This window comes from Porticoccaceae bacterium LTM1 (genome assembly GCA_030252795.1).
Classification (GTDB): domain Bacteria; phylum Pseudomonadota; class Gammaproteobacteria; order Pseudomonadales; family Porticoccaceae; genus SCSIO-12696.
In genome coordinates this window covers 1,056,051-1,077,126 of record CP127080.1, presented here as the reverse complement: position 1 = coordinate 1,077,126, position 21,076 = coordinate 1,056,051, and the positions used below count along the sequence as shown (strand labels likewise).

The following is a 21,076-nucleotide window of genomic DNA, read 5'->3' as shown; positions in this document are numbered from 1 at the left end:
TGTAACTGAAAAGCCGGAAATGGAGACAATCTTGTAATCGCAGTCTCAGCCTGAACTTGTCAGGGCACTATTATTCGGTGTAATGCGAATAAGCTTGAGATAGCCTGATAAGGACTCTGAACTTCCCGGCAGTTAGCAAAGGGAAAATGCAGAGGATGGTGGTCGCTCCAGACGCTCAAGGAGCTGAAAAGGCCAATTGGTATAAGGAGGGATATTCGATTTTATCTGGTCAAACCTGACAAGTGGTACTGTATCCAGTACAGCCAGCAGGTGCGTAATTGGCAACTCAATAATATTTTTAAAGGAGTAACACTGCTTTTCATTATTGTCCGATGAGACAAAGCAGTTGTGACACTCGCACATACAGATATTGCCATTGGCATCTAACGGATTTCGTGCACTCTCCAGTTGGGCCCAATTGTCATATTGATGTTCGTGGACACCTTTAGAACTTTCTGAACTGCCATGCACAAGCGAAATCACGTACTTTTGCCCCAACTGGGAAGTACATGTAAACGTCAACAGCATTAGCAAGACGATCGCTTTTCGCATAACAAGTATGTGGTTTATCCAATAACGCGTTCGATTACAACACAGCTACTCTATTCAGTTCAAGGTTGGAACCCAAGGACTGAAAAATCTTAACTCATTGTTTTTAAAAGTTTTTCCAGAAAAACAAACTGATTCACTAACCAGCTTTACATTTCTTATCAATAAATAGCCCATCGAGACAATTAAACAGCAGACAAGCACTCCACTTCCGCTGTAATGATATTGCTATTGAGTACTTTTACCGGCACCTGCTGCAATCCGTAGTTCACACAAGGCCCTTCAGTGCAAACACCATCCTCTACCGAGAAGATAGCACCGTGCCGACAACACACAATACAGCTCGCATCGTTACTGAGAAAATCATCAGGCGCGCCATTAAGCCTGGCACCGGCGTGGGGGCAAACATTTACGTAGCCCCTGATCACTTCGCCCACTCGAACAACAAAAATGGACACCACTTCTCCCTCTTTTCCCTCAAACAGAAATTCCTTACCTCCAGGATCTGAGATATCGGTAACGGGGCAAAGTACATAACCAGCGCGAAGGCGCGTGAAAGGGTCAGGTCGTATTACGGAGTCATTCATAGCTTTGAATCAAAGTCGGCAAAAAAGCAAAGCCTACCGACTCTGATTCGTTCTGTACAGTTCAGAAACCTTAAACAGCCAATTCCAAAGCAGCTCTCAGTTTGTCATTGAGAGCCTCCACCGTATGAATCAGCTGATGAATTCGACTGACCAATGATTCATCAGATAACTGCTCAATCTTGAGTTCAAGATCCCGAGCCTTGGCCACCACCTGTACACCACCAATATTTGCTGCACTTCCCTTTAAAGCGTGAACCGAGCGTTTGAGGCTGTCCCTGTCGATGGTATCCAGCTGTTTCTCCAGCTCATCCTTAATGGATGACCAACCATTGAGGAAACTGGGCAGAATACGTATCAACAACTCTTCATTCTGGTTCATTCTTGCAAGCGCCGTTCTTTTATCCCATACCATTGGAACAGCGGAGTTGCTGTCCGCATCTTGGGAAAAGCTCTGCTGGACTCCACCATTAACGTCCCTGGAACTGACAGACCCCAATTTGCCGATCAGACTGTACATTTTTTGAAATAACTGCTGCGACTCAAAAGGCTTGCTCAAATAATCGTTCATGCCAGCTTCCAGGCACTTGTGCTTATCGCCTGACATAGTGGCAGCTGTTAGAGCAATGATCGGGACATGCCGGTGGCTCTCTCCGCCTTCCCCCATGCGAATTCTGCGGGTGGCTTCGTAACCATCGAGAATTGGCATCTGGCAGTCCATCAACACCAATGACACAGAATCGTTTTCATTTGCCTTTAATACCGACAAGGCTTCCTGCCCATCCCGAGCGGTCAGGATATTGGCACCACTGGTCTCCAGCAGTCCGGAAATCAATTCACGGTTAATGCGATGATCATCCACAACCAGAATTGTGTGGCTGGGCAAAATAAGCTCTATAGGCTGATTATTTTTTGGATCAAACAAACCACTACCAACTCGTACGAATCGCTCCGGCCATAGTCTTGGTAAAATTTGCAGGAGATTCACCAGGGTTATCGGCTGATCAATTTGTGATAGATCATCATTAATCAGGTCATCGTTGATACTCTCATCCCTGTGACTCATTCCATCGGATAACAACAACAGAATTTCCTGATCAGCTCCCCCCCGGCGATATGACTCTATTAGCGAATGATTAGTCAGGTAATCATCCTGTTCAACCAGTAACACGGTGTATTGATTCTCTTCTTTGAGAAACTCGGCTATCTCCGCGCCAGAGCAAGAAGCTGTTTCAGCTCCCCAGCGAGCCATCGTGACACAAACCACATCAGCTGCCTGCTGATTGGAAAGGCAAACCAATACGCTTTCATTACTCATATCGATGGAAGGCATTTCAACAACATTGCTTCCCTGACCTATTGGCAGCCGAAACTCAAACGTGCTGCCCTGATTTTTAACACTCTCGACCTTTATCTTCCCACCCATCATTCCGCAAAGTTGTTTGCAGATCGACAAGCCCAAACCAGTACCACCGTATTGTCGCGACACACTGGCTGATTCCTGCGAGAAACGCTCAAAGACCGAGGCTAGCTTATCTTCGGAAATACCTATCCCGGTATCCTGAATTGCACACTGCAACCACAACTGGTCATTCTGGTCCTTATTAGTTCTCGCAATCAGGGAAATCTGTCCATGGTTGGTAAATTTAAGGGCGTTAGTCAGCAAGTTGTTTAAAATCTGGCGAATGCGATTGGAATCCGCTGACACAATGGCGTGATTGATTCCATTGAAGTCCGCAATCATTTGAATGCCTTTTGACTTCATGGTTACCGAGATAGAAGCCGCACAGCTATGGAGCAATTCAAGCAGGTTAAATTCCGTCGCCTCAATCTCCAGCCTCCCCTGCTCGATTTTCGAGAAGTCGAGGATATCGTTCACCAATTCAGTCAGGGAGCGAATACTGGATTCAGCCATCTCAAGATTATTGAGCTGCCTTGGGCTCAGTGGCTCACGTCGCAACAGCCCCAACATGCCGTACACACCATTCATTGGGGTGCGAATCTCGTGGCTCATATTGGCCAAAAACAGGCTTTTTGATTCGGTTATCCGCTCAGATTCCATCAACGCGACATGCAGGTCGTGAGTGCGATCCTGTACCAGTTTTTCCAGATGTTCATTGGCGTCTTTCAGCAGGCTCTGGGCAAGCTTTTGCTCGGTAATATCCCTGATTGTAAGAGCCACCTTAGTAACTCCATTCTCCATTCTGTAAACATTACTGAAGGTAATAAGCGCATGAAAATCCTCCGGCTCTGTTCCTTTCCAGCAATGAACTTCCTGTGGTGGCAGTTTCTCTCCGGCAAATACACGTTTAATTAAACCTGCTACGGTTTCTTCATTACTGTCACTTACATATGAGTCCAGTAATCGTGCGTGAATTTCGGTTTTCTGAACACCGAAAATCTCCTCTGCAGCAGGATTACAACGAACCATATCAAGCTCGGTATTGACAACAACAATAGCGTCCTGGGCACTTTCAAACAGAGCCTGATACTGCTTTTCTGTTTGCTGAAGATTACGTTTGGCACCCAGTGCCCGGTGGTAGAAAAAGACAATGAGAGTGCCGATCAAAAAGATCGTGACCAGCCCAACAAACAATATGCCAAATTTTTCAAAGATAGCTGCCCGGATTCGATCATCCCTGATGGGCTCAATTATGTGCAAGGTTTTAGGGAACTTCCCCCCTTCCCATGCAATTTCTTTATATAAATACTGGGCACTGGCGCCATCGGGAAAAATCAACGGCTCCCAACCTTCACTATCACCTACCGGAATCGGGGCATTAAAATAATCGCTCCAGGTGACCGGTTCTCCATATTCAAAAGCAAAGGCAACTTTCTTATCCGGGTGCATCAAAAAATCGCCTCTTTGATTCACCAGATAAATTTCATCCCCATATGTGTGCTCAGAAAAAATCTCATCAAGCATTTGCTGGGCATTAAAGTTAATAATGACAAACCCAAACGGACTTTGGTTCTCGTCAAAAACATTGCTTGCAACCCGATAGGTTGGCCACTCCGGGAAGTCCAGCTCGCCATGTTCGCGATTTAATTCTATGTCACTGACATAGATTCGGTGTCCGGGCAGTTTTGAAATTTCCTGAAAATACCCGGTATTGGATTTATTTTGAAGTTGGTTGGCACTGACCACCACAACACGGCCATCCTCTCGCTCAACACGAACCAGCTCCCTGCCATTATCAGCAAAACCGATATAACGGATTTGATTGACATCCGGATTGCGACTCAGATAACTTTCAAAGATGGTTTCAAGCCGGCGTTTCCACTCATCAATCCGGGTATTGTCATAAGGATCAACACCACCATTTTGAGTAGCACGAACAATGCCCTTAATAGGAGGAACATCGGCTAGAAATGCAATTTTCTGCCGGTCATCTTCTACTTTCCTGGAAATAATTTTTGTATTTTCTTCCAGCTCATTGGTGTGCTGCTGCTTTAACTCTTCCTGTACAAGTCCTGAAGAATAGCCGTACAACATACACGCTGACAGTACAAATAAAAGAAATGCTATGAAAAAACCCAACACAAACCGCTTATCTTCAGTAATAACCTTCACCTGATACCCCTTCGCAGCGTTCGCTAGATTAATCGAAAATAATTACTTGAACCTAATCCGTCACAGTGATCTTTTCACAAGGCTCAGCATGATAAATAGCGTATTGATCACGGCCTTCTTTTTTAGCCTGATACAGAGCTTGATCTGCTCTATGAAGCATCTGTTTGATTGGGTCATTCTCTTCATAGCAGCTACTGACACCAATACTGATTGATATTGGCTCAGCAAACTCTTTGCTGTCCCGAATTACCGAAAGCATTCGCTCTGCAACTCGCACGGCTCCTTTAGATGGCGTTTTAGGCATTAACACCACAAACTCTTCTCCGCCATAGCGACAGAATACGTCCACTGGCCGTTTGGCCTGATTAGAAAGTAATTCCGCAACGCGCTTCAGGCAATCATCACCTTCCAGGTGACCGTGGGTATCGTTGTAACGTTTGAAGTGATCTATATCGATAATCAGCACACTCAGCGGCTCACCCTCCCGCTGAAACTGACGCTCAAAGACTTCCAGTTGCATATCGAAATAGCGGCGATTGTAAACACCGGTCAAACCATCCATGCAAGCCAGTTTGCGCAGTAGATCATTCTGCCACTTTAGGGTTAACTGGGCTTTTATTCTATTTAGTAAGGTCGAAACACTGACGGGTTTATTCAGAAAATCGACTGCCCCCGCACGCCAACATAGATCCTCTTCTTCCGGCCTTTCGATCGAAGTGATAAACATGATAGGTATATCGGCAGAATGTTCATTTGCCTTTAAGCGTCGGCAGGTTTCTATACCATCAATGCCTTCCAGCATGACATCCATCAGAATTAAATCGGGATTAATTTCTGCAACCAGCTCCATGGCTTGCTCACCACTGGTAGCTGTGAAGGTTTGATAGAGATCACCAATCATACCAATCATGATTTCCAGATTAATCGGCTGGTCATCTACGATCAGGACTTTGGCATTCTGTAAATTATTTGTTGTTACGCTGTAGTTTGACAGCATCGGCATCCGGTCCAGAGTTTGTTACTTATTATTCAACAACTTATAGCATTATCAACAAAAATCATACCAATGCCTCAGATTTTTAACATGCAATCTGATATTTACCTAATAAAAAAGGGGGCTAAGCCCCCTTTTTTCACACTACCCTACAAATCGTCGGGCGTTGCGGAACATTCGCATCCAGGCAGAGTCCTCGCCCATATCGTCCGGACTCCAGGAATTGCTGACGGTGCGGAAAATACGCTCCGGATGCGGCATCATGATGGTGACACGGCCGTCGCGGCTTGTGACTCCAGTAATACCGGCTGGCGAACCGTTGGGGTTGGCCGGATACCGCTCAGTAGTCTCAAGGTTGTTGTCAACAAAGCGCAAAGAAACCAAGCCACTACTGTCACACTGACTTAATGCTTGCTCATTGCCAAATTCAGCGCGACCTTCACCGTGCGCCACAGCAACTGGCATGTGCGACCCCGCCATTCCTTCAAACAGAATGGATGGAGACTCTGGCACGGTAACCAGCGAGAAGCGCGCTTCAAATTGCTCTGACTGGTTACGAACGAAGTGCGGCCAGTGCTCGGTACCCGGAATCAGCTCTTTCAGGTTGGACATCATCTGACAGCCATTACAGATACCCAGGCTGAAAGTATCTTCGCGGTGGAAGAATTCGCGGAATGCTTCGCGAGCAGCAGGGTTAAACAGGATTGACTTGGCCCAGCCTTCACCAGCGCCCAATACGTCACCGTAGGAGAAGCCACCACAGGCTACCAGGCCCTTGAACTCGTTAAAGTTAACTCGCCCGGCCAGAACGTCACTCATGTGAACATCTACAGCGGTAAAGCCAGCCTTGGTAAAGGCGGCGGCCATTTCCACATGACCGTTAACACCCTGCTCACGCAGAATAGCCACTTTAGGGCGGTTGCCCGAGGCAATCAGGTCAGCGGCGATGTCTTCCTGCGGGTTGTAGGTCAGTTTTACTGACAAACCAGGATCCTTGGCGGCAATCGCATCGAATTCGGACTGGGCGCAGTCGGCGTTGTCACGCAGCGCCTGAATGCGGAAGCTGGTTTCAGACCAGGCTTGTTGCAGGTGAACGCGCTGATGACTGTAGTGCAGCACATCGCCTTCAAAGATGCGCACCTGATCCAGGTCGTTAATGGTGCCGATGCTGTGAGCCATCAGGCCGGCATCGGTCAATTGCTTACGGATAGTGGCGGAATCGGCTGCAGATACCTGCAATACGGCACCCAACTCTTCTGAGAACAGCGCAGACGCCAGATCGCTGCCATTAATCAGGTTTTCTACATTCAGGTCAACACCGCAGTGGCCAGCAAACGCCATCTCTACCACGGTGGTGAGCAAGCCGCCGTCAGCGCGGTCGTGGTAAGCCAGCAGCTTACCGGTTTCCAGCAGAGCCTGAATTTGCTCGAAGAATGCTTTCAGCTGACCGGCATCGTCCACATCCGGGGTTTCATTACCGATCTGGTTGTAGACCTGGGCCAGACAGGAAGCACCCATACGGTTCTTGCCATTGCCGAGGTCAATCAGCAGCAGCTCGCTGTCACCTTTGTCTGTGCGCAACTGCGGCGTCGCGGTTTTACGAGCGTCGGTTACCGGTGCAAACGCAGTGATAACCAATGACAACGGTGCAGTAACGGCCTTGTCTTCGCCGGTTTCGTTCCAGGCGGTGCGCATGGACATTGAGTCCTTACCCACCGGAATAGTTATACCCAATTGCGGGCACAGCTCCATACCGACCGCTTCCACGGTGCGGTAAAGTTTTTCGTCCTCGCCCGGGTGACCAGCGGCACACATCCAGTTGGCGGACAGTTTAATGTCAGCCAGCTTGGCGATACGTGCAGCGGCAATGTTGGTAATCGACTCACCAATCGCCATACGACCGGAAGCAGGACCATCCAGGAGTGCTGCAGGAGTTCTCTCACCCATCGACATCGCTTCGCCAGCGAAGGTGTCGTAAGCGGCAGTAGTTACCGCACAGTCCGCTACCGGCACCTGCCAGGGACCAACCATCTGGTCGCGGGCCACCATGCCGGTAACCGAGCGGTCGCCGATGGTAATCAGGAAGTTTTTCGAAGCCACTGTGGGCAGGCGCAGTACCCGCTCCACAGCATCAGCGATATCGATATTCTTGGTTTCAAACGGTTTTGCATCGTACTCACGCTTTTCTGCAGTACGGTGCATTTTCGGCGGCTTGCCAAACAGCACTTCCATTGGCAGATCGACCGGGTTGTTTTCAAAGTGCTTGTCGCCGAGGCGCAGATGCTGTTCATCGGTGGCTTCACCCACTACCGCAAACGGGCAGCGCTCACGCTCACAGATAGCTTCAAACTTGGCCAGGTTTTCCGGCGCAACCGCCATTACATAGCGCTCTTGGGACTCGTTACACCAGATCTCGCGCGGAGACATACCCGGCTCATCATTGGGCACATTGCGCAGTTCAAATACCGCTCCGCAGCCACCATCTTTGGCCAGCTCAGGGAATGCATTGGACAGACCGCCTGCGCCCACGTCGTGAATAAACGCTATGGGGTTTTCACTTCCGAGCTGCCAGCAGCTGTCGATCACTTCCTGACAGCGGCGCTCGATTTCCGGGTTTTGGCGCTGTACCGAGGCAAAGTCCAGGTCTTCACTGGAGGTACCGGAGGTCATTGAGGACGCCGCACCGCCACCGAGGCCGATCAACATCGCCGGGCCACCCAGCACAATCAGTTTGTGGCCAGCACTGAACTCGTGCTGATCAACGTGTTCGGCGCGAATGTTTCCGTATCCACCAGCAAGCATGATGGGCTTGTGGTAGCCGCGACGCTCGCCACTAAAGTCTTCTTCAAAGGTACGGAAATAGCCGCAGATATTGGGACGACCAAACTCGTTGTTAAATGCCGCACCACCAATTGGGCCTTCGATCATGATATCGAGTGCAGTCACAATGCGGTTTGGTTTGCCGTAATCTTTTTCCCAAGGCTGAACGTGGCCGGGAATCTGTAAATTGGAAACAGTGAAGCCGGTCAAGCCAACTTTTGGTTTGGAGCCACGGCCTACCGCACCTTCGTCGCGAATTTCACCACCAGAGCCGGTACCGGCTCCCGGGAATGGAGCGATCGCAGTCGGGTGGTTGTGAGTTTCCACCTTCATCAGAATGTGAATGTCTTCGTGGCTGAAACCGTACTGCTTGGTTTGCGGATCAGGGTAGAAACGACCGGCCTTGGTACCAACGATTACAGACGCGTTGTCGGCGTAGGCCGACAGCACATTTTCACCGCCCTGTTCGTAAGTATTTTTGATCATCTTGAACAGCGAGCGCGGCATCTCTTCGCCGTCCAGTGTCCAGGAAGCGTTAAAGATTTTGTGGCGGCAGTGCTCTGAGTTGGCCTGCGCAAACATCATCAGTTCAACGTCGGTGGGGTTGCGCTGCAGATTAATGAAGCTCTCCACCAGATAATCAATTTCGTCTTCTGCCAATGCCAGACCTAACTCGACATTGGCCTTCTCCAGCGCAGGACGACCGCCGCCGAGCACATCAACTGACTCCATCGGCTTGGGGGTTTCGTGGCGGAACAGTTTCTCACCGGCTTCCAAACTGCCAAATACCGCTTCCACCATGCGATCGTGCAGAAGCGCCGCCAGTTCGTCGCGATCTACCGGACCGTCGGTTTTAACGTAATAGGCAATACCGCGCTCCAGGCGCAGCACATTACTCAGGCCGGCGTTATGGGCGATATCAGTCGCTTTTGAGGACCATGGTGAAATAGTGCCGGGACGCGGCACAACCAGAAACAGCTCTCCATCAGGCGACTCGCCGGTGGTTTTGGGGCCGTAGGTCAGCAACGCGTTCAGGGTGTCGAGCTGTGTAGCCGACAGCTCACCATCCACCTCAGCGAAGTGAATAAAGTCAGCGTAGACTGAAGTGACTTCGGCCACCTGTTCAGTCAGGTTGGCGAGGAGTTTTTGTTTGCGGAAATCGGACAGTGCCGGGGCGCCACGGAGGATCAGCATTCGATGGTCTCTCAGTAGGAGTGTCAGTAGGGCCAGGGCCCTTGCATTCAGGGTATAAGAAAGGCGGCAATTGTACCGGAAACAAGTGGCATTTGGCAGTTTTCAACTCAAGATAGACAAAAATTGGTCGGGACTGCCACAGTTTTGTTTTTTTGCTACTCTACGCTGCCACTCTCAACACCATGAGAGTCAACCAATTACTTATAAATTAACTACACTCTCTTTATGCCAACAGCCCTGCGCCGACAGCAACAACAGCGACGACGAGCTTCTTTGAAGCGGGCTGTTCACATTCTGGTGATACTCCCACCGTTAATTTTCGCCAGTAGCCTCCTGAAAAGCAGCCAGCCAATGTCCAGGCTGGAAATTATCAAAGAGCGCGGCGCGCTAAGAATGATAACCACTGCCGGCCCTATCACTTACTATGAAAACGCCAAGGGTTACACTGGATTCGAGTATCTTCTCGCCAAAGGATTTGCCGAGGAGCTCGGCGTAGAGCTGGATGTTACTCTGCGCGACACTCTTAACGGCGTCAATATTTCACTTGGCGGGCCTAACGGTGATTTTGCCGCAGCCGGGCTGACTGTCACCCCCAGGCGCCAACAAATCGCCAGGTTCAGCCAGCCCTTTGTCACCACCAGCCAAACGCTTCTCTACCAGCTGGGCACAGGCCGTCCCCGCAGCCTGGATGAACTAAACCCCGATGGCCGCCTTCTGGTAATTGACCACAGCGCCCACAGTGAGCGCATGATGGAGCTTAAAGAAAGCAACCCATCCCTGAATTGGGAACCCTACCCCGCTGCCGATATGCTGGAGCTGATGGAGATGGTTCACTCTGGCAGCGCCGAATATTCAGTAGTCGACTCCCTGGCCTATCTGGTGAATCGAGGCATTTACCCAAAGGCACGCCCCGCATTTGATATCTCCGGCGAGCAACCGGTGGCTTGGGCATTCCCAAGAAATGGCGATACCAGCTTGCTGGATGCCGCCAATGACTATCTGGAACGGATGGAAAACAGCGGTGAACTGGAACGACTGAAGCGTCAGTTTTTTGATCATGTGGATGAATTCAGTGTTGCCGGATCACAGCTTTTTATGAGTCGTGTAGAAACCCGTTTACCAAAATATGAGCCAATGTTTCGCGAGGTGGCGGACACTTTCAATATGGATTGGCACTTATTGGCAGCGATTGCCTATCAGGAATCCCATTGGAACGCTCGCGCCAAATCCCCTACCGGGGTACGTGGATTAATGATGTTGACCCTGCCCACTGCCGATGAGATGGGCATTACTGACCGGTTGAACCCTGAGCAAAGCTTGTGGGCGGGAGCACAGTACTTCCTGAAAACTCGCGATCGCATCCCCGAACGAATTTCCGAGCCAGATCGAACCTGGCTGGCACTGGCTGCTTACAACATTGGTTTTGGACACCTGGAGGATGCGCGAGTACTGACCGAGCGTGAAGGCAAAGATCCGGATCTCTGGAATGATGTACAAGAGCACCTGCCATTGTTGGAACAGAAAAAGTACTACAGCACACTTAAATACCGATTTGCCCGTGGTCGTGAAGCGGCTTCATATGTTCAGAATATTCGCCACTATCGGGATATTCTGCAATGGCGCACATTGGAACTGGATCGCCAGAAAAAACAACAGGAAGCGTTTGATCAAGACCCATTGGAATGGATTGCACCACTGTCGCTCTGACGGTGAATATCACTTTTGCGCGTTGCGCTTCTTACGAAAAAAACCGGAAATAATTTCCCGACATTGCTCTGCCATCACTCCGCCCTGCCAGCTGATGCGATGGTTGTAGTGATCGTTTTCCAATAGCTTCAAGTGAGAACAGACAGCACCGGCCCTGGGTTCTATTGCACCAAAAATAACATGTGCCACCCTGGCATGAATCATGGCACCCACACACATGGTGCATGGTTCAATGGTGACATACATGGTACTGCCGGTCAGACGGTAGTTCTGACCCAGTTCAGCAGCATTACGCATCGCCACCACCTCAGCGTGTGCGGTAGGGTCGTGGCTGACAATCGGCCGATTCCAGCCCTCACCGATTATCTGGCCATCCTTAACTAACACAGCCCCAACCGGCACCTCGCCCTCTTTTTCGGCCTCCGCAGCCAGCTCCAGAGCCCTCTGCATAAAGATTTCATGATCCGCATCGATAGATAACGTTTCTGTCACAATTCCAAATCCACTGCTATGCTGAAAACGATAACCCTGTTATCGGCTGGGTGATTTTGAGTGCCACCAGCCCGCGTTTGAGTTTGATCACTTATAAGGATACCACTATGAGTTACAAAACTTTGCCTTTGCGGAACCCACTCTCGATAGCGATTATAACCTCGCTGTCGTTCACTGCCTCAACTCAGGTTTTTGCGGAAGAAAATACTGCAAAGAAAAAAAATGAAATCATCGACGAAGTTGTTTCGGTCGGCACACGTGCCAAGGGTCGTACCGTTGCCGAAAGCCTTGTGCCGGTTGATGTAATCTCGGAAAACACCATTCAAAGCTCTGGAGCGACAGATACTGTAGATATGCTGCGCAAGCTGGCTCCCTCTTTTAACCTGAGCAACCCACCGACAGCAGACGGCCAGGACCTGATGCGTCCCGCCACCCTGAGAAGCATGGCTCCGGACCAAACGCTGGTGCTTGTTAATGGTAAGCGGCGCCACCAGCAGGCATTGATTGCCGTACAGGAAAACGTCGGACGTGGATCTGCGGGCACTGATTTAAGTGCTATTCCATTATCGGCCATCGCTCGAGTAGAAATCCTGCGCGACGGGGCGGCAGCCCAATACGGCTCCGATGCAATTGCCGGGGTGATGAACATCATCCTGAAAGATACTGAAGGTGGTGATGCCTGGATTCAATACGGAGAAACCAGTAAAGGTGACGGCGATACCATTACCGCTGGTATTAATTACGGGTTCTTGTTCGACAACGATGCGACCTTGAATATCACCTATGAATATGTCGATGATGATGGATTTAACCGGGCCAATCCCACTGACTGGTTTGGTGACAGCCCGACCGTCAGGCAGCTGGTTTTGCATGGGGAAGCAGAAACCAGCAGTGACTCCCTGTGGGCTAACTTCAAGGCACCTGTAGGTGATGGCGAATTCTACGCTTTTGGTGGATACACCAAGAAAGAAGGTGAATCACTGGGGTTCTACCGTGGCCCAAGTGACAGTCGCGTCTGGTCCGATCTATTTCCGGCCGGGGTTACCCCGGGACTTGGTACCGAGACCGAGGATGAGTCCCTTGGCTTTGGGTACAGCTTCGTCTCCGGTGAATGGAATATGGATATTAGTTACATCTGGGGTGAAAACCGCTTTGAATTCAGAAACACCAATTCATTAAACGCAAGTTATGGCGTCGACAGCCCGACAATGGCCTATGACGGTGCCCTGATTACCCACCAGACCACTTTCAATTTTGACGCCGTTCGCTCTCTGGACATCAACCTCGGAACAACACTGGCTATGGGTGTTGAATACCGGGAAGACGGTTATGAACAGGAAGCCGGCGATCCGGTCTCCTACAACCGCGGACCGGTTTTGTGTGATGAAAATTTTGAAAACTCAACTGACCCTGGCAAAAACCCGTTAACCTGCGAATACCTGGTTGACGGTGAAATCGTGAACGGTACAACCGTTCCCGGCATGCAGGGATTCCAGGGTTATAGCCCTGACATGGTGATTGATACCGACCGGGACAGCTGGGCATTCTATGTCGATGTTGAGAGCACCTTTACCGATCGATTTACCATGGGTGCAGCGGTTCGATACGAGCACTATTCGGACTTTGGTTCAACCACCAACGGAAAAATCAGCGGCCGTTATGAGCTGAGCCCACAAGTAGCTGTTCGCGGTGCGGTTTCAACGGGCTTCCGAGCTCCCGGGGTTCAACAAAAACACTTTACCCAGCGCTCCATTTCACTGGATAACGGAGTGTTAGCTGACCTGGTAACCTTGCGGCCGGACTCTTCCCTTGCAGGTGACTTTGGCTTCACCAAACTGAAAGAAGAGACCTCGGATAACTACAGTATGGGTATCACCTACACCGGTGACACCTGGACCAGCACACTGGATGTGTATCGAATCGACATTGAGGATCGAATCGTTTACTCCGGCAATATCTCTCGAGGATTAAACGCTGCTGTCGACGCTATCTTTGATGCCAATGATGCCCCTGGGCAGCTTTTGGACGGCGTTGCTAACGTATCGATTTTCACCAATGCCATCGATACTGAAACAACCGGCATGGACTGGGTGAACTCCTGGAACCTTTACCTCAACAGCGGTAACAGCCTGACACTGGAAGCAACATTGCACTTCAACAACACCAAAGTAACCGGAGTAAACACCTCGTCTTCAATCGTTCCGGACAGCGTGGTGTTTAACGAAAGTCTGAAACTGCTACTTACTGATGGCCAACCCGGAGAGCGGGGAACCGTCTCTGCCACTTACAATGCCGACAGATGGTCCTCTACCCTTCGCATAACCCACTTTGGTGAGGTCAGCAGCTCCGGTTATGGCTCACTGCCCAACACCTGGGATGCAGAAAACCTCGTGGATTTAACCGGTATCTGGAATCTTACTGAGAAGGTAAAACTGTCAGCAGGCGTTCTTAACCTGTTTAATACTTACCCGGAAGATTGGGGCGCCAACGGTTTCCCATTCCCTGAACTTGGATTCCGCTACGGCTGGGCCACAGTGCCCTTCTCACTGGCGGGTAGGGAGTATTACCTGAGAGCCAACGTTAAATTCTAGTTAATCAAAAACAAAAAACGGGCACCAAAAATTTGGTGCCCGTTTTTTTATACTTAAAAAATCCTGGCTTTATTTATCCGCCTCTTCCTTTCGACGCTCCGTTGCCGCCTTCAATGTATCCTCCACACCACGAGCCTTCTCCATTGATCCAGTAAACACTGGCTGACTGCTTGAGCCTGTACTCTCCTCAACCCCACCGGCTCGCTCCATGGGAGTTGGTGTAGTAACCACACCGCTATCCATTGTCTGATTCAGGTATCTGGAAATCAGTGTACCCACCAGCATCAGTGCGATCAGTAAGAAAATTAAACGCATAAACACCCCGCATGGTTATCACTTATTTGCACAAAGTATAGACATTTACGCGCCCCACCATCCCGATATCCCAAATGAACATGCATACCCCCCAGCAATAAATGCAAATATTAATGATAATGATTCCTATTTGCATTTTACTTTGTTAGCATTCCTCACAGCCCGATACCTTCAGAGGAAACAGAAATGAAAAAAACACCGTGCATTGATGCCAAGCTACTGATCTCCACCGCTGCCATGCTGGCGACACCATTCACCTATGCCAATGAGCCCAACTCATCCAGCAGTATTGAAGAAATGGTAATTACAGATATTCGTCAGGATCGTAAGAGCAAGGGAGCCACTGGTCTGGACCTGAGCGTTTACGAAACCCCTCAATCCCTTACCATTGTTGATTCTGAAACCATTAACGACTTCGCTCTTGTCGATATCAATAGCCTTCTGAAAATGGTCGCCGGGATAAATGTGGACTCGGCTGAGACAGATCGCACTTATTACAACGCCAGGGGCTTTGATATCACCAGCATGCATATTGATGGGATTGGCATGCCTTTCGGCACCCTGCTGGTGGGCGATATCGACACTGCCATTTATGACAGAGTAGAAGTGATACGAGGTTCAAACGGCCTGATAACCGGCCTAGGGAACCCATCCGGAACCATCAATTACGCACGCAAACGCCCCACCAATGAGCTCACCGGCTCAACAAAATTTACCGCAGGCGATTGGAATAACCGCCGAGCAGTGATTGATATATCCACTCCCCTTACCGAATCCGGTAGCTGGGCCGCTCGCCTAGTAGGCGTCAACCAGGACAAGGAGAGCTGGCTGGACCTCTACAGTAATGATCGCCAGATTGCCTATCTCATGGTGGATGGCCAAATCAGCAATAACCTCACCTTGGCTGTTAGCTACACCCACCAGAACAACAACAGCGACGGTGTTTTGTGGGGGGCCTTACCGGTAATTTACAGCGACGGCACTCAGGCCGATTACGATGTATCTACCACCTCCGCCATGGATTGGAGTTACTGGAACACCGAAGCCGAAGAAACTTTTATAGAGCTGGGCTGGCAGATTAATGGCGACTGGCACCTCACTGCCAGTGCCACCCAAACCGATTACACCGAAAACTCTGAACTCTTTTATGTCTATTGGAATACCGGCCTCGACCCTGAAACAGGTCTGGGTATGCTCAGTTACCCCGGCAAATATGATGTAGAAAAGGAAAACCTGATCCTGGACGCCAGCCTGAAGGGGAGCTTCTATGCGTGGGGGTTGCAACATGAACTCCAACTGGGCATCAGCTCTGCAAAAAGCGATTCAGAATCATTTGCCCATTCCGCGCTCGATGGATTTACTGCTATGCCGGCATTTCCAGGCTGGACTGGCAGTGAGGTGGCTCGCCCCAGCTGGGATGAACCTTACATGTCCGCCCACGAGGATATAAACCTCGATCGTATTTACGGATCCGTAAGACTAGCCCTGTCCGATCAGGTGAACCTGATCCTGGGGGTAAATTCCGTTCAGTACGAGAATGAAGGAGTCAGCTATGGTTTATCCACCGATGCTACAGTGAATGGCAGCAGCCCCTATATGGGAGTGACCTAGGAAATTATCGATGGACTGAACGCATACGCCAGTTACAGCGACATTTACCAACCCCAATATGTACTGGGAGAAAATCTGCAGTCACTGGGATCTGCCGAAGGAAAGTCCTATGAAATAGGCCTTAAAAAATCATTCGCCAATAATGTATTGGCGAGCCTGGCGTTTTTCCGCACCCAGCAATCCAATCTCCAAGAGTTCAAGGAACGTACTGACGGCGACGGTATTGATGATGATGACTACAGCGACGACTTCACCTATGCGATTTACAGGGGAATTAATGTTGAATCTGAAGGGGTTGAGCTAGAGATTTCCGGATACATTAGCGACGAAGTGAAAGTACAGGCGGGTATTACCCATCTCGATATGAAGGACCCCGACGGCAACGACGCACGTACTTTTATTCCAAGAAATACTGTCAAGCTACTGGCAACCTGGAATCCATCTACCCTCTCCAAATTAAAGTTTGGAATGTCGGCTCGCTGGCAAGATGATATCTATTTTGTATCAAGTTTTGGTCGCATCAGCCAAGAGAGCTATGTGGTGCTTGGCAGTTATGCCAGCTACGACATCACTGACAACATCTCCCTGGAACTGAATATCGATAACCTGACCGATGAAAAGTACTTCAGCTCGGTGAAATACGAGCAAGCCTGGTACGCCGCACCACGCAACTACAACCTGTCGGCTAACTGGCGTTTTTAATAACCACTTACACAGTTTGTATTACACGGGAGCACTTGTGCTCCCTTTACTTTTTTGTTGAGGTTTGCGGTGAATAAATCGCTTTTCAAAATTCATAGCTGGGCAGCAATATTAGCCTTTATTCCACTACTGGTTATCTGTGTTACGGGCAGTATCCTGGTTTTCAAACACGAAATTGATACTCTTTTGATGGCAGATAAAGTGCGAGTGACACCATCTTCAGAAAGGGCTTCGATGGACCAGCTGGCCGCGACAATCAATCACCATCATCCGGATTTTGAAATTGTGGGATGGGTTCTGTTTCAGGACGAGGGCCGTGCCGATGTTGTGTATGCCATGGAAAAAGGCACCGATGAGTGGTCTTACCTGCACCTCAACCCATACAACGGCACGCTGTTATCAGCCCCAATGCCACACGATCACTACCTTACCGATTGGCTGCTGGAGCTTCACTACACATTCTTACTTCACGATAGCGGGCTGTTAATCACCAGTCTTTTTGCCATCGCATTGTTAATATTGGGAATAACCGGATTAATCCTGCACCGAAAGTTCTGGAAGAATTTCTTCACACTGCGATGGAGAAGCCGCCTGGTAGTATATTTTTCCGACCTGCATAAATTAGTGGGTGTTATCAGCTCGCCGATTTTGATAATTCTTGCGTTTACCGGCCTGTGGTGGAATATCTCCAGTTTCCTTCACGAGTGGGAAGAACACGCTGATGGATCAGAGCACCCTGTAATGCAGGAGCGCCTCTACAATTCCAGCCTCTCTCTGGACACAATGCTCACAAATGCAGAGTCTGCAATTGATGGTTTTACCCCCACCTATATTTCCCTACCCCGGGAGCCGCAGGCCAATATTACAGTGTGGGGGGATGTACCGACTGGCAACATTCTCTCCAGCCAATACTCCAGCACCGTTAGCTTTGATAAGAATACAGGTGAGCAACTTGCCAACTACGACATACGCGAAGCGGGAGCAGGTGCAAAGATTATCGACACCTACAGACGTTTACATTTTGGAGATTTTGCCGGGTTCTTCTCAAAAATTGTCTGGGCATTACTGGGAGCTGCGCCGCTAATCCTTACCATTACTGGCGTGACGCTCTGGTTTAAACGTCGCAAACAGCGGGCGCGAGCCAAAGCAAAAAAACAAAAGATATTAGTGGCTTGCGATATCTGAAGCTGACATCTGTATATGCTTCAATAACAAAACAATCCTTTCAGTATCGGAATAGGTATTACTGTGAGCACCCAAATAAACGTCTACAATGAAAGCAATGTACGATGCGGGTATCTCGGCAATAACGACCTAGCCAGAAAGCATCTCCCAGCTAAAGCCATTAATCTGGCCTCGAATTTCTTAGTTATGCACGTAGGATTTATACAATGAATAAAACTTGCCATCTGACCTTAGTCACTCTACTGCTGTTTCTAATTGGCTGTGATACCAGACAGGCACCAGACAACCAGGATACGACACCAAAGGAACAGGCATCCGTAATGGAGCAGATCACCGGTACTATTAGCTATCGTGAGCGCATACTGCTCAAGCCGGACGCGGTTATTGAGGTCAAGCTTGAAGATGTCTCCAGAGCTGATGCTCCTGCGGTGGAAATAGGCAGGAAGGTTATTACCGAACCGGGGACCCCGCCCATCGCGTTTAGCCTGGAATTTGATCCGAAAAACATAAATCCACGAATGTCATATCAAGTGCGAGCGACAATACGCCGCGGAGAACAACTGCAGATGACTACCGACCGGGCATATAAAGTACTCACACAGGGAGCCGGCAAGCATGTCGACCTGATGTTGGTTGGCGTCAAACCTGCACCGTCGAAACCTGCATCAGAACTAACAAATACCTATTGGAAGTTATCCGCCATAGGTAATGAAACCTACACCCACTCCAGTTCGCAACGCGAACCCCACCTCCTGTTGAAGATCGACAACAATATCGCAACAGGTCATGGTGGATGCAATACTTTTTCCGGCAGCTACAAGACAGACGGAGAGACGCTCTCATTCAGCCCATTGATGGCAACTCGAAAAGCCTGTGTTGAAGGCATGGATACAGAGGCGAAATATCTAAAATTGTTGCAGTCGGTCAGCGTCTATCGGATTGAAGGAGATACATTGACCCTATTCGAGGGCGATGAACCTGTATTGAAATTCAAGGCGGTATATTTTTAACGCTTATCTCTTTTTAAATAATTGGCAACTTTAATCAACAACGTATCTGGCGATGGGTTTTGATGACAGATTACCCTTCTCGTCAGGGTTTCAGGAAATTGGATTTACTCTGAAATATTTTGGAAAGTTCAATTGGGAGTGTTTCGATGTCTAATTTCCAGCTCCAGGTTCATGGGTACCTCAAACCACATTGGATATTGAGTAGCGCTCTCTTATTAAGCTTTGCAGGCTGCTCGTCACTCCCCGACACATCACTTATGAATAAGCCAAAAAGTCACGCAATAACTGATCACAAATCAACTTCAACCGCAGAATTTCTCGAACCAGTTATAGAAAAAAACCCCGGGATGTCCGGATTTACACTATTACGAGATGGACAAAACTCATTCACTGCCCGGCTAACACTGATAGATCAAGCAACACGATCCCTCGACCTTCAGTATTACATTTGGGCATCCGATGCGACAGGTAGAATTTTGGCGGAGCGGCTGGTACGCGCAGCGGATCGCGGAGTTAGAGTGAGAATTCTGATTGATGACAATAATAATATCGGAAGGGATTCTGCACTTGCTTCACTCAGTGCCCATCAAAATATAGAGATCCGGATATTTAACCCTTTCTCAGGACGTAACTCCCACCTCTGGGATTTCATTGTTGATTTCGACAGGGTTAATCATCGAATGCATAACAAAATTCTGGTAATGGACAATACCGTGGCAATTGTCGGTGGGCGCAACATCGGCGATCACTATTTCAATGTGGACGAGCACGCCAACTTCCGGGACCTGGATGTTTGCGCTGTAGGCCCCATAGTGCCTGAAGTCTCAGGCACATTCGACAGTTTCTGGAATGGCCAGTGGGCAGTACCAATAGAAAACCTGGTTGAAAAAAAATATTCTATTGAAGACCTGAAAGCTAAGGTTAGCGAATTGAGAAAAACTATAAGCAGCACACCATATCCTTACCCTCTGGAAGAAAATATCGACTTAGCCAAGTCACAATTAGGAGAAATCCGTGACAATTTTGTTTGGGGTAAAGGACTAGTGGTACACGACAATCCTGACAAATTGCTCAACTCTACAAGTGACACCTTAGGCATCAAGAATAGGCTTATTAATAAACTCCCATCCATCAAAACATCACTGCATATTGAGTCAGCTTACTTTGTTCCCAATGATGCGGGGGTAGAGCAACTTATTAAGTTAGCGAAACGGGGAGTGACCATAAAGATTCTTACCAACTCCCTTTCAACCAACGATGTTCTAGCAGCGCATGCAGGTTATGCCAAATTCAGGGAACAATTACTTGAAAAAGGTATTGAACTGTTCGAGCTAAAGACGGATGGTGACAGCGATTCCGGAAAAGTAGCCATTATCACTTACGGAAAATCAAAAGCTTCGCTCCACACAAAGGCCTTTGCATTTGATGATGATTCTGTATTTATCGGAAGTTTTAATCTTGATCCACGCTCAGCAAATATCAACACAGAGCTTGGAATATACATTGAGAATAAAGAACTAACCAAACAACTCAAGGATTATATGGCGTCCGGCTTTTCACGAGCCAGCAGTTACCAAGTAAAACTGGATGAAAATGACAAACTGTATTGGCTTACGAATACGAATGGGGAACCGGAGAAACTAAATTTAGAACCTCAAACAACTGGTTGGCAGAGATTTCTCTCGTGGCTATTGAAATTACTCCCTATAGAATCACAGCTTTGAAAACACTATCACCGCCATCTGGAA

General features: G+C 48.9%; 13 protein-coding genes. 7 read left to right on the top strand and 6 right to left on the bottom strand.

Translation table 11 applies throughout. The annotated features are described in order from the left end of the window. Positions 1–734: 734 nt before the first annotated feature. The 4 genes from QP938_04710 to purL all read right to left on the bottom strand — a co-directional run bounded on the left by QP938_04710 (position 735) and on the right by purL (position 9,715). The gene (locus QP938_04710) at positions 735–1,136 is read right to left on the bottom strand and encodes a Rieske 2Fe-2S domain-containing protein (GenBank protein ID WIO75212.1); all 402 of its coding nucleotides are present in this window, start codon (positions 1,134–1,136) and stop codon (positions 735–737) included. 70 nt (positions 1,137–1,206) lie between these two features. Beyond that, positions 1,207–4,707, bottom strand: coding sequence for an ATP-binding protein (locus tag QP938_04705; protein WIO75211.1), 3,501 nt, complete (start codon positions 4,705–4,707; stop codon positions 1,207–1,209). Positions 4,708–4,759: 52 nt separating this feature from the next. Continuing rightward, complete coding sequence (locus QP938_04700) at positions 4,760–5,704, bottom strand: diguanylate cyclase (GenBank protein ID WIO75210.1); 945 nt, start codon at positions 5,702–5,704, stop codon at positions 4,760–4,762. Between the two features lie 141 nt (positions 5,705–5,845). Continuing rightward, a complete protein-coding gene (gene purL / locus QP938_04695; GenBank protein WIO75209.1) occupies positions 5,846–9,715 on the bottom strand; it encodes a phosphoribosylformylglycinamidine synthase in 3,870 nt (1,289 codons plus the stop codon). Positions 9,716–9,940: 225 nt separating this feature from the next. Here purL and mltF point away from each other — a divergent pair, with 225 nt between their 5' ends. Next, complete coding sequence (gene mltF / locus QP938_04690; GenBank protein ID WIO75208.1) at positions 9,941–11,422, top strand: membrane-bound lytic murein transglycosylase MltF; 1,482 nt, start codon at positions 9,941–9,943, stop codon at positions 11,420–11,422. A gap of 9 nt (positions 11,423–11,431) precedes the next feature. Here mltF and tadA read toward each other — a convergent pair whose 3' ends face one another. After that, on the bottom strand, positions 11,432–11,872 hold the full coding sequence (gene tadA / locus QP938_04685; GenBank protein ID WIO75618.1) for a tRNA adenosine(34) deaminase TadA: 441 nt from the start codon (positions 11,870–11,872) through the stop codon (positions 11,432–11,434). A 149-nt stretch (positions 11,873–12,021) separates the two neighbouring features. Here tadA and QP938_04680 point away from each other — a divergent pair, with 149 nt between their 5' ends. Further along, positions 12,022–14,505: a TonB-dependent receptor gene (locus QP938_04680; GenBank protein WIO75207.1), complete on the top strand. Its 2,484-nt coding sequence runs from the start codon at positions 12,022–12,024 to the stop codon at positions 14,503–14,505. A 69-nt stretch (positions 14,506–14,574) separates the two neighbouring features. Here the strand turns inward: QP938_04680 and QP938_04675 are convergent, their stop codons facing one another. Continuing rightward, entirely contained in the window at positions 14,575–14,820 is a 246-nt protein-coding gene (locus QP938_04675; GenBank protein WIO75206.1) for a hypothetical protein, read from the bottom strand. A 186-nt stretch (positions 14,821–15,006) separates the two neighbouring features. Between QP938_04675 and QP938_04670 the strand changes: the two genes are divergently transcribed. From QP938_04670 to QP938_04650, 5 genes are all read left to right on the top strand, one after another. Continuing rightward, on the top strand, positions 15,007–16,431 hold the full coding sequence (locus tag QP938_04670; GenBank protein WIO75205.1) for a TonB-dependent receptor plug domain-containing protein: 1,425 nt from the start codon (positions 15,007–15,009) through the stop codon (positions 16,429–16,431). Between the two features lie 63 nt (positions 16,432–16,494). Next, positions 16,495–17,133: a TonB-dependent receptor gene (locus QP938_04665; GenBank protein WIO75617.1), complete on the top strand. Its 639-nt coding sequence runs from the start codon at positions 16,495–16,497 to the stop codon at positions 17,131–17,133. A gap of 69 nt (positions 17,134–17,202) precedes the next feature. Beyond that, positions 17,203–18,318 carry a PepSY-associated TM helix domain-containing protein gene (locus QP938_04660; GenBank protein WIO75204.1) on the top strand — a complete coding sequence of 372 codons (1,116 nt, stop codon included), beginning with the start codon at positions 17,203–17,205 and terminating at the stop codon, positions 18,316–18,318. 206 nt (positions 18,319–18,524) lie between these two features. After that, positions 18,525–19,328 (top strand): YbaY family lipoprotein, encoded by an 804-nt coding sequence (locus QP938_04655; protein WIO75203.1) that lies wholly within the window; start codon positions 18,525–18,527, stop codon positions 19,326–19,328. Positions 19,329–19,474: 146 nt separating this feature from the next. Continuing rightward, a complete protein-coding gene (locus QP938_04650; protein ID WIO75202.1) occupies positions 19,475–21,052 on the top strand; it encodes a phospholipase D family protein in 1,578 nt (525 codons plus the stop codon). Positions 21,053–21,076: the final 24 nt, after the last annotated feature.